The sequence below is a fragment of the Flavobacterium sp. genome (assembly GCF_040402835.1).
Classification (GTDB): domain Bacteria; phylum Bacteroidota; class Bacteroidia; order Flavobacteriales; family Flavobacteriaceae; genus Flavobacterium.
The window spans coordinates 1-15,276 of record NZ_JBBALW010000040.1 but is presented as its reverse complement, the minus strand read 5'-3'; the positions used below and the strand labels follow the sequence as shown (position 1 = coordinate 15,276).

Annotated in this window: 14 protein-coding genes; 4 read left to right on the top strand and 10 right to left on the bottom strand. The window is 32.7% G+C overall.

Annotated elements, in window-relative coordinates:
* From AC9UEH_RS10900 to holA, 4 genes are all read right to left on the bottom strand, one after another.
* On the bottom strand, positions 1–1,376 hold a 1,376-nt coding region (locus tag AC9UEH_RS10900; protein ID WP_509531710.1), incomplete at its 3' end, for a histidine kinase dimerization/phospho-acceptor domain-containing protein.
* Between the two features lie 111 nt (positions 1,377–1,487).
* Positions 1,488–3,182, bottom strand: a complete 1,695-nt coding sequence (ettA, locus tag AC9UEH_RS10895; protein ID WP_509531708.1) for an energy-dependent translational throttle protein EttA — start codon at positions 3,180–3,182, stop codon at positions 1,488–1,490.
* A 76-nt stretch (positions 3,183–3,258) separates the two neighbouring features.
* Complete coding sequence (locus AC9UEH_RS10890) at positions 3,259–3,441, bottom strand: CAL67264 family membrane protein (protein ID WP_509531707.1); 183 nt, start codon at positions 3,439–3,441, stop codon at positions 3,259–3,261.
* Positions 3,442–3,537: 96 nt separating this feature from the next.
* Positions 3,538–4,542 carry a DNA polymerase III subunit delta gene (gene holA, locus AC9UEH_RS10885; RefSeq protein ID WP_509531706.1) on the bottom strand — a complete coding sequence of 335 codons (1,005 nt, stop codon included), beginning with the start codon at positions 4,540–4,542 and terminating at the stop codon, positions 3,538–3,540.
* Between the two features lie 159 nt (positions 4,543–4,701).
* Here holA and AC9UEH_RS10880 point away from each other — a divergent pair, with 159 nt between their 5' ends.
* From AC9UEH_RS10880 to AC9UEH_RS10870, 3 genes are all read left to right on the top strand, one after another.
* A complete protein-coding gene (locus AC9UEH_RS10880; protein WP_509531705.1) occupies positions 4,702–5,163 on the top strand; it encodes a type I restriction enzyme HsdR N-terminal domain-containing protein in 462 nt (153 codons plus the stop codon).
* Entirely contained in the window at positions 5,164–6,156 is a 993-nt protein-coding gene (locus AC9UEH_RS10875; protein WP_509531702.1) for a glycosyltransferase family 2 protein, read from the top strand.
* A 63-nt stretch (positions 6,157–6,219) separates the two neighbouring features.
* Positions 6,220–7,050: an OmpA/MotB family protein gene (locus tag AC9UEH_RS10870; protein ID WP_509531699.1), complete on the top strand. Its 831-nt coding sequence runs from the start codon at positions 6,220–6,222 to the stop codon at positions 7,048–7,050.
* Between the two features lie 177 nt (positions 7,051–7,227).
* Here AC9UEH_RS10870 and AC9UEH_RS10865 read toward each other — a convergent pair whose 3' ends face one another.
* From AC9UEH_RS10865 to AC9UEH_RS10855, 3 genes are all read right to left on the bottom strand, one after another.
* Entirely contained in the window at positions 7,228–7,848 is a 621-nt protein-coding gene (locus AC9UEH_RS10865) for an L-threonylcarbamoyladenylate synthase (RefSeq protein ID WP_509531696.1), read from the bottom strand.
* A 22-nt stretch (positions 7,849–7,870) separates the two neighbouring features.
* The gene (locus AC9UEH_RS10860; protein WP_509531693.1) at positions 7,871–10,204 is read right to left on the bottom strand and encodes an ATP-dependent helicase; all 2,334 of its coding nucleotides are present in this window, start codon (positions 10,202–10,204) and stop codon (positions 7,871–7,873) included.
* A 101-nt stretch (positions 10,205–10,305) separates the two neighbouring features.
* Positions 10,306–11,076: a sulfite exporter TauE/SafE family protein gene (locus AC9UEH_RS10855; protein WP_509531690.1), complete on the bottom strand. Its 771-nt coding sequence runs from the start codon at positions 11,074–11,076 to the stop codon at positions 10,306–10,308.
* Between the two features lie 95 nt (positions 11,077–11,171).
* On the opposite strand from AC9UEH_RS10855, the gene AC9UEH_RS10850 reads away from it, so the two are divergent.
* A complete protein-coding gene (locus tag AC9UEH_RS10850) occupies positions 11,172–11,693 on the top strand; it encodes a DUF7935 family protein (protein ID WP_509531688.1) in 522 nt (173 codons plus the stop codon).
* 69 nt (positions 11,694–11,762) lie between these two features.
* On the opposite strand, the gene AC9UEH_RS10845 is transcribed toward AC9UEH_RS10850, so the two are convergent.
* The 3 genes from AC9UEH_RS10845 to AC9UEH_RS10835 form a co-directional block, all read right to left on the bottom strand.
* A complete protein-coding gene (locus tag AC9UEH_RS10845; RefSeq protein WP_509531685.1) occupies positions 11,763–12,716 on the bottom strand; it encodes a transketolase family protein in 954 nt (317 codons plus the stop codon).
* Between the two features lie 82 nt (positions 12,717–12,798).
* Positions 12,799–13,647 (bottom strand): transketolase, encoded by an 849-nt coding sequence (locus tag AC9UEH_RS10840; RefSeq protein ID WP_509531682.1) that lies wholly within the window; start codon positions 13,645–13,647, stop codon positions 12,799–12,801.
* A gap of 114 nt (positions 13,648–13,761) precedes the next feature.
* Positions 13,762–15,195, bottom strand: coding sequence for an LTA synthase family protein (locus AC9UEH_RS10835; RefSeq protein ID WP_509531679.1), 1,434 nt, complete (start codon positions 15,193–15,195; stop codon positions 13,762–13,764).
* Between the last annotated feature and the right edge of the window lie 81 nt (positions 15,196–15,276).

Here is a 15,276-nt window from a genome sequence, read left to right as displayed (position 1 = left end):
CAAAAATAAGGGATTCTCAGACACTTTTTATTTTTGACTTTCGGATAGCAATGATCAAAAATATTAAAAGCAGCTTTGTCTAAAGTGATTTTACTGTTTTCAAATTTGCTGATACTAAGAACATCATTTACGATAGATAACAAATAATTAGCTGAAAATTTTAAGGAATCCATATACGTACTTTTGGCTAATTCTGGATGCACATCTTCCAAAACATCTACAATTCCTAATACTCCATATAATGGCGTTCTTAATTCATGGCTCATTGTGGAAATAAATTGTGTTTTAAGATTGGAAATATCTACCGCTTGTTTTTTTGCAATTTTTAAGTTTTTATTAGTGTAAATCAATTTGAGATTTATTTTTTTCTTAAAAACATAACTTTTATAAAGAATTACTAATAATAGGATAAATATTAAGAGCAGAATAAAAATCAATATTCCTATAATTTTAGTTTGATGGATTATTTGAATTTGTCTTGCTTTTTGTATCTCCAATTGGCTAATTTGGCGCTTATACTCCTCCAAAATCATATTCATTCCAGATTTTTGTTCTATTTTTGAATGCTCATCATTATAGTGTTTTTCTTTAAGAACATTGAACTTATCCATATAGAGAAAAGCCTTTTCAAAGTCCCCTTTTTTAGAATACATTCGAGCAATGTCATCATAAACCTCAGTAGCATTGTCTTCTAAAAATTCTGGTTTATTTTCCCCGCAAAACTCCAAAGCATTTTTATATGATTTTTCAGAATCTATGTAATTTTTTTTATAGGAATAATAGGCGCCAAGCATAGAATTATAGGATATTTTAGCTTCCAATTCATCACTATTTTCAACTTGGTCTTTGACGACTTTTAGATACGGAAATCCATTTTTATAGTCATCAATTGCAAAATAAGCAGTTGCAATATTCAAATTGGCATACATAATTTCATAGTCGTCTTTTAATAACTTTGAATAGTATAAACCTTGCTTATAATGGTAAATTCCTTTTTTGAAATCAATATTTCGAAAACAATAAGTTCGAGCAATATTGTTGTGTAATGAATATTTAATAAAATCACTATTCGTTTTATCCGCATATTCTAAACCTTTATTGAAGAAAAAAATAGCTTTTTCAAAATCATAATATTCATCAAGATTCAAGCCTATTAAGTTATAAGATCTAGCAATGAGTTCATTGTCACTTATTGAAATAGCTTTTTCAAGTGCTTTTTTAGCTGATATTAATGATTTATCACATTCTAATTTACTTAAATGAACCCCAGCTTCAGTAATATTTTTTTTTATTTCCGCAACCGAAGTCGCTTCAGATTGAGAAAATCCATGATGGTACGTATATAAAAAAATTAATAAGGTTATTTTTTTTAACATTGCTTCTAAATCAAATTTCAATTTACGAATGTATAAAACCTTTTGTATTTATAGAAAATGTTTTGCATTTATTTTTACAAAAAAAAGAGACCGTTTGGTCTCTTTTTTACTTTAACTTCTAATTAGTTTTCTATATTTCAATCGTTTCGGTGTTAAATCGCCACCCAAACGTTTCTTTTTATTTTCCTCGTAATCAGAGAATCCGCCTTCAAAATAATAGACTTCAGAATTTCCTTCAAAAGCCAAAATATGCGTACAAATTCTATCCAAGAACCATCTGTCGTGCGAAATTACAACGGCACAACCAGCAAAATTCTCTAAACCTTCTTCCAATGCACGAAGCGTATTGATGTCCAAATCATTCGTTGGCTCATCTAATAAAAGTACGTTTCCTTCTTCTTTCAAAGTCATTGCAAGATGCAAACGGTTTCGTTCTCCACCAGAAAGCATTGAAACTTTCTTGTTTTGTTCTCCACCGCCAAAATTAAATCGTGACAAATAAGCTCTTGAATTTACTTGCTTTCCTCCCATCATAATCAATTCTTGACCATCGGCGAAGTTCTCCCAAATCGATTTCTCAGGATTTATATTAGAATGCGCCTGATCGACATAAGCGATTTTTACAGTTTCACCAATTGAAAATTCCCCTGAATCTGGTTTTTCTTCACCCATAATCATTTTGAAAATAGTTGATTTACCAGCACCATTGGGTCCAATAATTCCAACAATTCCTGCTTGTGGCAAAGTAAAATTCAAATTATCATATAATAATTTATCGCCAAAAGCTTTCTCAACATTTTTGGCTTCAATTACATTTGTCCCTAAACGAGGTCCATTTGGAATATAGATTTCTAAATTTTCATCCAATTGTTTTTGGTCTTCATTTAGTAATTTATCATAATTCTGCAAACGTGCTTTTTGTTTCGTCTGACGCCCTTTTGCACCTTGACGAACCCAGTCCAACTCCCGTTCTAAAGTTTTTCTACGTTTCGAAGCCACTTTTTCTTCCAATGCCATTCTGCTTGATTTTTGATCCAACCAAGACGAATAATTCCCTTTCCAAGGAATACCTTCACCTCTATCCAATTCTAAAATCCAACCCGCAACATTGTCCAAAAAGTACCTGTCGTGCGTTACCGCAATTACGGTTCCAGCGTATTGAGCCAAATGTTGTTCCAACCAAAGTACGCTTTCCGCATCCAAGTGATTCGTTGGTTCATCCAATAATAATACGTCTGGTTGTTGCAATAATAATCGGCACAAAGCCACACGACGACGTTCTCCACCCGACAAATTCTTGATTGGCGTATCCCCTTCTGGTGTGCGCAAAGCATCCATAGCAATTTCTAATTTGGTGTCTATTTCCCAAGCTCCAAGTGCATCAATTTTATCTTGCAGCGCCGCTTGACGATCCATCAACTTGTCCATTTTGTCTGCATCTTCATAGTTTTCTGGAAGACCAAATAAATCATTTATACCATTATATTCTTCTAAAACTGCCATTGTTTCGGCAACTCCTTCACGAACTATTTCGATTACGGTTTTTGAATCATCAAGAATTGGTTCTTGTTCTAAATAGCCAACAGTATAGCCTGGTTGAAAAACCACATCACCTTGATAATTTTTATCAGCACCCGAAATAATTCTCAACAAAGACGATTTTCCAGAACCGTTAAGTCCAAGAATACCAATTTTAGCTCCATAAAAGAAACTCAAATAAATATTTTTTAATACCGGTTTGTCTGCTCCTTGATAGGTTTTACTCAATTTCTGCATTGAGAAAATTACTTTTTTATCGTCTGCCATTGTATTTGATTTTTTTATAATTTGATTTTCTTTAATATTGAAATTGTCATTGCAATTGCTATTGAATTCATAATTCTCAAAGTCTCCCTTTCAAAGCATTAAAAACCCAAGCATTTGCAAGGAAACCTATGCCAACTGCAACAAATCCCCATCCTGAAATTTCACTATATCGAAAAGCGCCGAGACCAATTAGTAATAATCCCATAAGTATCATAATCAATGTTGCCCATCCTAAAACGGTGTTTTTGTTCATTCCCATAACTAAAGTTTGTAAATTTGGAATTGCAAATATCGTTAAAAATAGTGTTTATTTCAAATGTAAATTGATTTCCTTCAAAACCAATGTTTGAAATTCTTAATTAAAAATACCAACTAACATTTCCTTTAATAAATCGTGTTGCGGCATTGCATTGGCTCCAACTCCTTTACTTTTAACATCTATATCTCGCAAAAGTGCTACAATTTGACTGACTTTTTTCATTGGATAATTTTTCAAAGCAACATCATAATCTTTAAGAAAAAAAGGATTTACCTTTAAAACCGCAGCCACATTTTTCGGATTTTTATCTTTCAATCCGTGGTATTGTAATACTTGTATAAAAAAGCTAAAAATCAATCCTGTTGTCATTACCATTGGATGGTCTTTCGGATTATCTGAAAAATACTGTGCAATTTTATACGATTTAAATTGATTGCGTTCGCCAATCGCTTTTCGCAATTCAAAAATATTAAAATCTTTGCTGAAGCCAATGTTTTCTTCAATATCCTTTGCAGAAATTGTACTTCCAGCAGGCAAAATAATTTGTAGTTTTTCGAGTTCGTTGTTTATTTTTCCCAAATCTGTACCCAAAAATTCCACCAACATCGCATTTGCTTTGGGTTCAATAGAAAATTTCTTAGTCTGTAAAACCCTTGTAATCCATTGACCAACTTGATTTTCATACAGTTTTTTACTTTCAAAAACAACACCTGCTTTTTCAAAAAGCTTGGTTACTTTTTTTCGTTTGTCTAAGGTTTTGTATTTATAGCAAATTACCAAAACCGTTGAAGGCATTGGACTTAAAGCATAACTTTCAAATTTATCAATTGTTTTTACCAAATCTTGCGCTTCTTTAACAATCAAAACTTGACGTTCAGCCATCATTGGATAGCGTTTTGCAGCCGAAATAATATCTTCAACGGATACATCACGACCATAAAGCACCGTCTGGTTGAAACTTTTATCCTCTTCGGAAAGAACATTTTCTTCAATATAATCTGATAATTTATCAATATAATAAGGCTCCTCGCCCATCAAAAAATAAATTGGTTTTATATTTCCAGCTTTAATATCGTTTACAATTTTTAAAACTTCATCCATTGGGATTTATGATTTTGGATTTATGATTTTAGATTTCGGATTGACAAAAATTTGTTCTTTATTCTAAGTATTATGTTCTCATTTATCATTTTGTCTATCATCTATCAGTCTATTTTCTATTCTCTTTTTTCTCTATTTAAAAAGTCTTACTTTTGCTATATGAAGCAACTTCAGTTTCCATCGTATTCATTCCGATTCAAAAATAGTGAAAATAAAGTAGCTATTTTCGATGAAATCAGGAAAAAATTTATAATTATTACTCCCGAAGAATGGGTTCGCCAGCACGTAGTTCAGTTTTTGTTACAAGATAAAAAATATCCAAAGTCACATATAAACGTAGAAAAACTATTGAAAATCAATGATTTAAATAAAAGATATGACGTTGTTGTTTACAATCCTGATGGCAGTATTTTTATTTTAGTGGAATGTAAAGCACCCGAAATTAAAATATCGCAACACACATTCGACCAAATCGCAAGATACAATATGACTTTGAATGCCGAATATTTGATGGTAACTAACGGACTTAATCATTACTTTTGCAAAATGGATTATGAAAGTAAGAAATACGATTTTCTATCCGAATTACCAGAATATCAATCTTTAAATTCAATGAAATAAGTGAAAATTGCTGTCGTCATACTCAATTGGAATGGAGTGAAATTGTTGGAACAGTTTCTACCTTCTGTTGTTCAATATTCGTCTGAAGCTAATGTATTTGTTGCAGATAATGCTTCTACAGACGATTCTATATCATTTGTAAAAGAAAATTTTCCAACTGTTCAAATACTAAAAAACGAATATAATTTTGGATTTGCACAAGGCTTTAATGAAGCTTTGAAAAATGTCGATGCTGATATATTTGCCCTTGTAAATTCCGATATTGAAGTTACTGAAAATTGGTTGCAACCCATAATTGAAACCTTCAAAAACGAACCACAAACTGCCATTATTCAACCAAAAATATTGGATTACAAACGCAAAGAATACTTTGAATATGCAGGTGCTGGTGGAGGTTTCATAGATAAATATGGTTATCCCTTTTGCCGTGGACGGATTTTTGAAACTTTAGAAAAAGACAACGGACAATACAACGATACTTGCGAAATTTTTTGGGCATCAGGAGCTTGTTTTTTTATTAGAAGTTCCGTTTATAAAGAATTAAATGGTTTTGATGTTAATTTCTTCGCCCATCAAGAAGAAATTGACTTGTGTTGGCGTGCTTTTAATAACAATCACATCGTTAAATACAATGGAAAATCCACAGTTTATCACGTTGGTGGAGCAACATTAAAAGAAGGAAATCCTAAAAAAACATTCTTGAATTTTAGAAATTCTTTATTGATGTTAACAAAAAACCTACCAAAAGAATCCATATTTCAAGTACTTTTCATTAGAATGATTTTAGATGGTATTGCAGGAATCAGATTTTTATTTCAAGGAAAATTCTTGCATTTTATTGCCATATTAAAAGCTCATTTTCACTTTTATCATCATTTTTTAAAAAACTATAAAAAACGTAGAAAAACCAAATTAAAAACATACTATAAAGTAAAAAGCATCGTTTATACTTATTATATTAAACATGGCATCGTTTTTGAAAAGCTATTTTAACAATAGTTAAACTATTAATTTTTATACCATTTATTTCCTTAATTTTGCAAAAAAACAACCCTTATGAAAAAAATCATTTTAGCAGTTTCATTAGTCGCTTTATTAGCAACTTCTTGTGGCACAAAGAAAAAAATTGCGGCATTAGAATCTAAAAACAAAGAAATCCAAGATTTATTGAACTCTTGTACAGTAAAACTAAATATGTGCTTGACTGAAAAAGAGGCGATTGCAGGTCAGATTGAGTTTCTAAAGAAAAGCAACTCCGATTTGCTAAGTACAATGGGAAATATGACCACTTTATCAACAAAGGGAGCACAAAACATTGAAAAAGCTTTGGAAAATATTAAGGAAAAAGACTTGAAAATCACAAGAATGCAAGATGCTCTGACCAAAAAAGATAGTATGACCCTTGCATTGGTTACGAGCATTAAAAGTTCGGTTGGAATATCAGATCCAGACATTGAAGTAAATGTTGAAAAAGGTGTGGTTTTCATTTCAATTGCTGATAAATTACTTTTCAAAAGTGGCAGTTATTTAGTGAGCGATCGTGCAAAAGAAGTGCTTGCGAAAGTTGCAAAAATAATCAATGATAAACCTACATTTGAATGTATGGTTGAGGGACACACTGATAATGTTCCGTTCATTGGAAACAATATTTTGCTTGACAATTGGGATTTGAGTGCCAAACGTTCTACCGCAATTGTTCGTGTATTAACGAATGATTTGAAAGTAAATCCAAAACAATTAATCGCTGCAGGTCGTGGAGAATTCATACCCTTGGTAGAAAACAATTCTGTTGCAAACCGAGCAATCAATAGAAGAACGCGAATTGTTATCCTTCCAAAAATAGATGAATTTTACGAAATGATTGAAAAAGAAATGAAGAAGAAATAGTGAACAGTTAAACAGTGAACAGTTTTAAAAAGTATTCAGTTTGTTCAGAAATACAAAAACGTCTTGAGAAATCAAGGCGTTTTTTTTGTTATACTAATTTCTAAAAAGTAGCGCTATTGATTTAAGTCCATTTAAAAAATCAAAACTGATTACTAATTCATTGGAGACGGAATACGCTTAAAACACATCCAAACTTCCTTTTCCTTCTCTGACAACAACTGGTTCAAATCCAGATAAATCAATTATTGTAGATCCCATATTATCGCCATAACCTCCGTCAATTACGATATCGACAAGGTTTTGCCATTTCTCAAAAATTAATTCTGGATCGGTAGAATATTCTAAAACGGCATCTTCATCGTGAATGGATGTTGAAACAATAGGATTTCCCAATTGACGCACAATTTCTAAGGCAATCGCATTATCAGGAACCCGAATTCCAACGGTAGTTTTCTTTTTGAATTCCTTTGGTAAATTGTTATTTCCAGGTAAAATGAAAGTATAAGGTCCTGGTAACGCTCTTTTTAAAATTTTAAAAGTTGCGGTGTCAATTTGCTTAACATAATCAGAAATGTGACTCAAATCGGAACAAATAAAAGAAAAATTGGCTTTTTCCAACTTTACTCCTTTTATTTTTGCAATACGTTCCAATGCTCTGGTATTAGTTATATCGCAACCCAAACCATAAACGGTATCTGTTGGATAAATCACTAACCCCCCATTTTTCAAAACATCAACTACTTTTTTAATAGCGGCTTCGTTAGGTTTGTCTTCGTATATTTTTATGAATTTTGCCATTTTTTTTGCTTTATGCTTTAAGCTACCCGATTACATCCAATTTTGCAAAACGCAGTAATAATTTCTTAATTCCGCCAATTTCAAATTTGATTTCTGCTTTTTTATCGGCGCCAACACCTTCTAAATTAATTACTTCGCCTTTTCCAAAACGTTCGTGCATTACAACATTTCCAATCGTTAATTTGTTGTCAAATAAATTGGTAGCACCTGAATTATTGGTTGACAAAGGTTTCAGTTTACGAATAGTACTATTTGAATTTATTCCCCCTTCAGGGGTTAGGGTGCTTGGTGGCGTTCCTCCTATTGGCTTAGCCAAACGCAATTTTGATTTATCGACATCGCCAAAAATATCGCTATCAATCATTGGTTTGTACCTATAATTATTTTCTTCAGGTGTTAAATATTCCAAATATTGTCCATCAATTTCTTCAATAAAACGAGAAGGCTCACTGTCCGTCAATTTTCCCCAGCGGTAACGAGATTGTGCATACGTTAAGTAGGCTTGATGTTCAGCACGAGTCAATGCCACATAAAACAAGCGACGTTCTTCCTCCAATTCGCTTCGAGTACTCATACTCATTGCACTTGGAAACAAATCTTCCTCCATTCCAACTACGAAAACCGTTGGAAATTCCAATCCCTTAGCCAAGTGAATGGTCATTAATGCTACACGATCATCATCGCCAGTATCTTTATCTAAATCGGTTGCCAAAGCCACGTCTTCCATAAATTCGGCTAAAGCACCACGAGCGCCATCAATTTCTTTTTGACCCTCGGTAAAATCTTTCATACCGTTCAATAATTCTTCGATATTTTCAATTTTCGCAACACCTTCGGGGGTTCCGTCTTTTTTCAATTCCTGAACCAATCCTGTTTTTTTAGCAACATGATCGGCAATATAAAACGCATCTTGATTTTCATTTATAACCTGAAAACTTTGAATCATAGTCACAAAATCAGTCAACTTTTGTTTCGTTCCTGAATTCAGTTTTAAGTCAATTTTATCAATATTTTGCATTACTTCAAATATCGATCTTTTGTAATGATTGGCTGCAATTGTTAGTTTTTCAACCGTTGTATCTCCAATTCCACGGGCAGGATAATTGATTACACGAATCAAAGCTTCCTCATCTTTTGGATTGATAATCAAACGTAAATAACACAAAACATCCTTAATTTCTTTTCTTTGATAAAAGGACAAGCCTCCATAAATTCGGTAAGGAATATCTCTTTTTCGAAGCGCATCTTCCATCGCACGAGATTGTGCATTGGTACGATACAAAATTGCAAATTGCCCATTCATCATTTGGTTTTGCATTTTTTGCTCCCAAATCGTACTGGCTACAAATCGTCCTTCTTCGCCATCAGTCAAACTGCGATGTACTTTTATTTTCGCACCAAAGTCATTCGCAGTCCATACAATTTTGTCTAATTTGGTTTTATTTTTATCAATAATTGAATTGGCCGCTTCTACAATATTTTTTGTAGAACGGTAATTCTGTTCCAATCGATAGGTTTTTACGCCTTCATAATCTTTTTGGAAATTCAGAATGTTATTGATATTTGCACCTCGAAAAGCATAAATACTTTGTGCATCATCACCAACCACACAAATATTTTGAAATTTATCGGATAAAGCACGAACAATTAAATATTGAGAATGATTGGTATCTTGGTACTCATCAACCAAAATATAACGAAATCTGTTTTGGTATTTAGCTAAAACTTCAGGGAATCGGGTCAGTAATTCGTTGGTTTTTAATAACAAATCATCAAAATCCATTGCGCCAGCTTTGAAACAACGTTCTACATAATTTTGATAAATTTCGCCCAAACGAGGTTTTTTAGACATCGCATCGGCTTCTTGTAATTCAGGATTATTGAAATAGGCCTTTACAGTTATCAAACTATTTTTATAAGATGAAATCCTGCTTAAAACCTGTTTTGGTTTGTAAATATCTCTATCCAATTGCATTTCCTTGATAACAGAGGAAATCAAGCGCACAGAATCTTGCGTATCATAAATGGTAAAATTAGAAGGATAACCCAATTTATCAGCTTCAGAGCGAAGTATTCTTGCAAAAACAGAGTGAAAAGTTCCCATCCAAAGATTTTTAGCTTCGTTGGAACCTACAATATCCGAAATCCTTTTCTTCATTTCACGAGCTGCTTTGTTCGTGAAAGTCAATGCCAAAATACTAAAAGAATCAACTCCTAAACTCATCAAATAGGCAATTCTAATGGTTAGAACGCGTGTTTTTCCTGAGCCTGCACCCGCAATAATTATCATTGGTCCGTCCTTTTGTAGAACTGGTTCTTGTTGCGCTTCGTTAAGTTGGCTAATATATTTTTGCATTTTTTATTTTCAATATTGAATACAAAAATATGAATTTAGAATGAAGAATTTGGTAAGAAAATAAACTATAAATTAGAAGTTATACAATTTTATCAACCTGATTATTTTCCAATAAAAACATCATACGCAAATCTGATTAAGGTTCCAATTACAACTATCAAAAAGAAAATTCTAATGAACTTATTTCCTTTGTTAATTGCTAATTTAGCCCCTAAAAAACCACCAATTGCATTACAAAAAGCCATTGGAATAGCAATCATCCAAATGATTTTTCCTTTAATTACGAACAAACAAATCGAACCAAAATTTGTTGCTAAATTTACCATTTTTGCATTAGCGGAAGCCTGAAGAAAATCAAAACCAAGCAAGGTTACAAATGCCAAAACCAAGAAACTTCCGGTTCCAGGACCAATAAAACCATCATAAAATCCAATGAAAAAGGAAATCAAAATCGCATATAAAATCTGTTGGTTTGCCGAATGAGATTTATCGGAATGTTGACCAAAATTTTTCTTCACATACGTATAAATTACCAATAACGACAAAACAACAAGCAGCAACGGTTTCATAAAATCATTGCTCATATGTGTTAATAAAGTAGAACCTAGAAATGCCGAAGGAACTGCCAAAACCATCATGATGATTAGCAATTTCCAATTCATTTCTATCTTCTTTAAATATTGAAATGCTGCAAAAAAAGTGCCGCTAAACGAAGGGATTTTTAGCGTTCCAATAATTGTTGCAACGGGAAGATTTGGCAGTAAAATCAAACCCATTGGCGTTTGAATTAATCCTCCACCACCAACAATTGCATCTACAAAACCAGCTAAAAAAGCAGCGATACATAATAAAACTAATATTGAAATGTCCATTTTTTGAAAATTTTATCAAATGTAAGCTATAAGTTTATTTGTTTATTCGTTAATTTGTTTTTTGATTCTAAAACTAACGCTTTTTATATATAAAAATGGAAACTACAAAATTAATTGAACTTTTAAGTTACACTTTACCCGCAGTAATTACAGGGGCTGTTGCCTATTATTTCTTTGATTTACACACAAAAAATGAAGAAGGAAGACGTCGCTTTTTACTCCATAAAGAATCTCAAAAAGACGCTTTGCCAATTCGTTTACAAGCTTTTGAACGTATGACTTTATTTTTAGAACGAATCAATCTTCCTAAATTACTAATTCGGATTACTCCAATTTCGGAAGATAAAAATGATTATGAAAACTATGTAATTGCACAAATTGAGCAGGAATTTGAACACAATTTAACGCAACAAATTTACATGTCAGATGAATGTTGGACTATAATTGTTACTGCCAAAAACGCTACCATTCAGATGATTAGAACAGCTAATTTAAGTGAGCGTGTAGACAATGCAAACAAATTACGCGAAGTGATTTTGAATGATTTAATGGATAAACAATCTCCAAGTAATGCTGCATTGTCATATATTAAAAATGAAGTTAGTTTAATGTTTTAACATTACTTTACATTACTAAAAAACCTTTCTAATGAAAGGTTTTTTTTATTAATTCTAAGTAATTTGAAATTATTTTCTTGTTAACACTTTTTCAACTGCTGCAACAATCGCTTGATTGTTCAATTTATATTTCTCCATTAATTGTGCTGGCGTTCCGCTTTCGCCAAAGGAATCGTGAACCGCAACAAATTCCTGTGGTGCAGGTTGATTTAATGATAAAACTCTAGCGATACTTTCCCCTAATCCTCCCAAGATGTTGTGTTCTTCGGCAGTAACAATACATTTAGTTTTTGCCAACGATTTTAATATTGCAGATTCATCCAAAGGTTTGATAGTGTGTATATTGATAACTTCTGCTGAAATTCCTTTTGCCTCTAATGCTTCCGCTGCTAATAAAGCTTCCCAAACTAAATGTCCAGTTGCTACTATTGTAACATCTGAACCTTCACTTAAAACAATTGCTTTTCCAATTTCAAATGGCTCGTCAGACGGCATAAAATTTGGCACAACTGGACGTCCAAAACGCAAGTAAACAGGGCCGTGATGTTCCGCTATTGCTAATGTTGCTGCTTTGGTTTGATTGTAATCACATGTATTAATTACAGTCATTCCTGGCAACATTTTCATCAATCCAATATCTTCTAAAATTTGATGGGTTGCGCCATCTTCACCAAGAGTTAATCCAGCGTGTGAAGCACAAATTTTTACATTTTTATCAGAATACGCTACCGATTGCCGAATTTGATCGTAAACTCTTCCGGTAGAAAAGTTTGCAAAAGTCCCCGTAAAAGGAATTTTCCCTCCAATAGTTAATCCTGCTGCAATTCCAATCATATTGGCTTCTGCTATTCCGATTTGGAAAAAACGCTCTGGATGATTTTTCTTGAAATCATCAAATTTTAAGGATCCTATTAAATCGGCACAAAGTGCAACCACTTTTTCATTGGTTTGTCCTAATTCTGTCATTCCTGCTCCAAAACCTGAGCGGGTATCTTTACTTCCTGTATTTATATATTTTTTCATTTTTATTAATTGAAAGATTGAATGATTTAAAAATTAAGTAATCATGATAAATCATAAATCATAATTTATAATTCAAAATTATTTAATAATCCCCAAGAGTTTCAGGATTTTGAGCTAAAGCATTTTCTAGTTGTGCATCATTAGGGGCTTTACCGTGCCAAGCGTGACTGAACATCATAAAATCAACACCATTACCCATTTCAGTATGCAACAAAACGCAAACAGGTTTCCCTTTTCCAGTTCTTGATTTCGCATCATTCATTCCTGCAATAATTGCCTCAATATTATTTCCTTCTTTAATTTCTAAGACATCCCAATCAAAAGCTTCAAATTTAGCTCGAATACTTCCCATTGGTAAAACCTCATCTGTAGAACCGTCTATTTGTTTACCATTCAAATCAATTGTAGCAATTAAATTATCAACTTTTTTTGCTGATGCATACATAATTGCTTCCCAGTTTTGCCCTTCCTGCAATTCTCCATCTCCGTGAAGTGTATAAATAATGTGGTTATCGCCATTTAATTTTTTAGCTTGTGCAGCTCCAATTCCAACCGATAATCCTTGACCTAATGAACCCGATGCTATTCTAACGCCTGGTAAATTATCATGCGTTGTTGGGTGTCCTTGCAACCTTGAATTGATTAATCGGAAAGTCGCCAATTCGGGAATTGGGAAATAGCCACTTCGTGCTAAAACACTGTAGAAAACTGGTGAAATATGTCCGTTAGAAAGGAAGAATAAATCTTCTCCAATACCGTCCATGTTAAATCCCTCTTTTCTGTCCATTAAATTTTGATATAGAGCTACTAAAAATTCCGTGCAACCAAGAGAACCTCCTGGATGTCCTGAATTTACTGCGTGAACCATTCGAAGAATGTCTCTTCTAACTTGGATTGTTAAATCGTTTAATTGTTGTGTGTTGGGCTTCATTGTGTGAATTATAGTTAAACTTTTGCAAAGATAATCAGATAATTGGATTGAGTCATTTTTCAAATAAAAAATCCTACCGATGTAGGATATTTATTTCATAATAATTGAAAATCATTAATTCGCATACATTTTTTTGTCAACCACTCTGAACATATAGTCTTGTATGAAAGCTTTGCAATTGAGTTCTAGAGAATTCATTTCTAAGTTTCTGGAGGCAATTAAATTGGATTTTAAACTCTTGTCATTTTTGTCATAAAAACCAATTGCTTCTTTTCCATCAAAAGTACAAATGTAATTTCCTTTTGAAAACTGATAAATTGTACCTGTAGAGTTAATTACAAATGGGGTGCTTGTTTTGGTGTCAAATAAACTACGACCCCAACTTCTAAAAGGCTTTTTGTAGCCAATTAAATCCAAAATTGTTGGGTAAATATCTATTTGTTGGGCTAAATCAGTATTTACGCCAACCAATTTACTGTTGGGTTTATAGATAATAATAGGTACCGCAAAACGATTTATAGGTTTTTGAAATTCGTCGTAATATATTTGGTTGCAATGATCGGCTACAAAAACGAAAATAGTATTTGAAAACCAAGTTTCTTTTTTGGCTTCATTGAAAAAGCGTTTCAATGAATAATCAGTGTATTCAGCACATTTATGAATGGGAACGGCACCTTCATGAAATTTGTTTTTATATTTTTCTGGAATAATATAGGGTTCATGGGAAGAAACAGTAAACACAGATGCAAAAAAAGGAATTTTCTTTTTATCGAGTGTTTTCTTCATGAATTGTAGAAACGGTTCATCCCAAATTCCCCAAAAACCGTCAAATTGAGAATCATCATTGAATTCAGTTCTACCATAATAATTATCAATTCCAAGAATATTAGCAAATCCTAAAAACCCCATAGAGCCATTGGCAGCTCCGTGAAAAAATGAGGTGTTGTAGCCTTCACTTTTTAAAGTGGAAACCAAGGATTCAATTTTTTGTTTTGGATATGGCGACGAGGTAAAAGCATCTTTAAAAGACGGAATTCCTGCCAAAACTGAAGACATTCCATGAATAGACTGCCGCCCATTTGCGTAGGCATTAGTAAAAATCATGCTGTGTTGTGACAAGGAATCTAAAAACAGTGCGTGGCTCTTATAATTTGGAATTTTCGCTTCTTTATTCAATGCTCCGATGTATTCTCGACCATAACTTTCCAATATAAAAATGACTACATTGGGTTTTGTTTCTGGATTATTATGATAGCTTTTTATGGGTTGAACTAAGGTATTAATGACCAGTGGATTTACATCTTTATAATCAGTTTTTATAAAGCTATTGCTAAATAAGGTTCTAATAATGGCAAAAGGAGTATTCAAAACAATATCCGAATGCACTATATTTTTTAAGTGACGGCTGGCATCTAAGATATTAATTGGTCGGGTAGATTTTTTAAAATCGCCACCCCGAATTCCTCCAATTGACATTAATATTACAAATAAAAACCCTAAAGTTGAAAATCCGAAATAGGCTATTTTTTTGGTTGGTTCAAATGCCAAAACCGTCACTTTTTTATATAAACAAACATTAATGTCCGATAAAAAATAAAAACGACTGTTTTTGTTTTTTATCTAATTGTT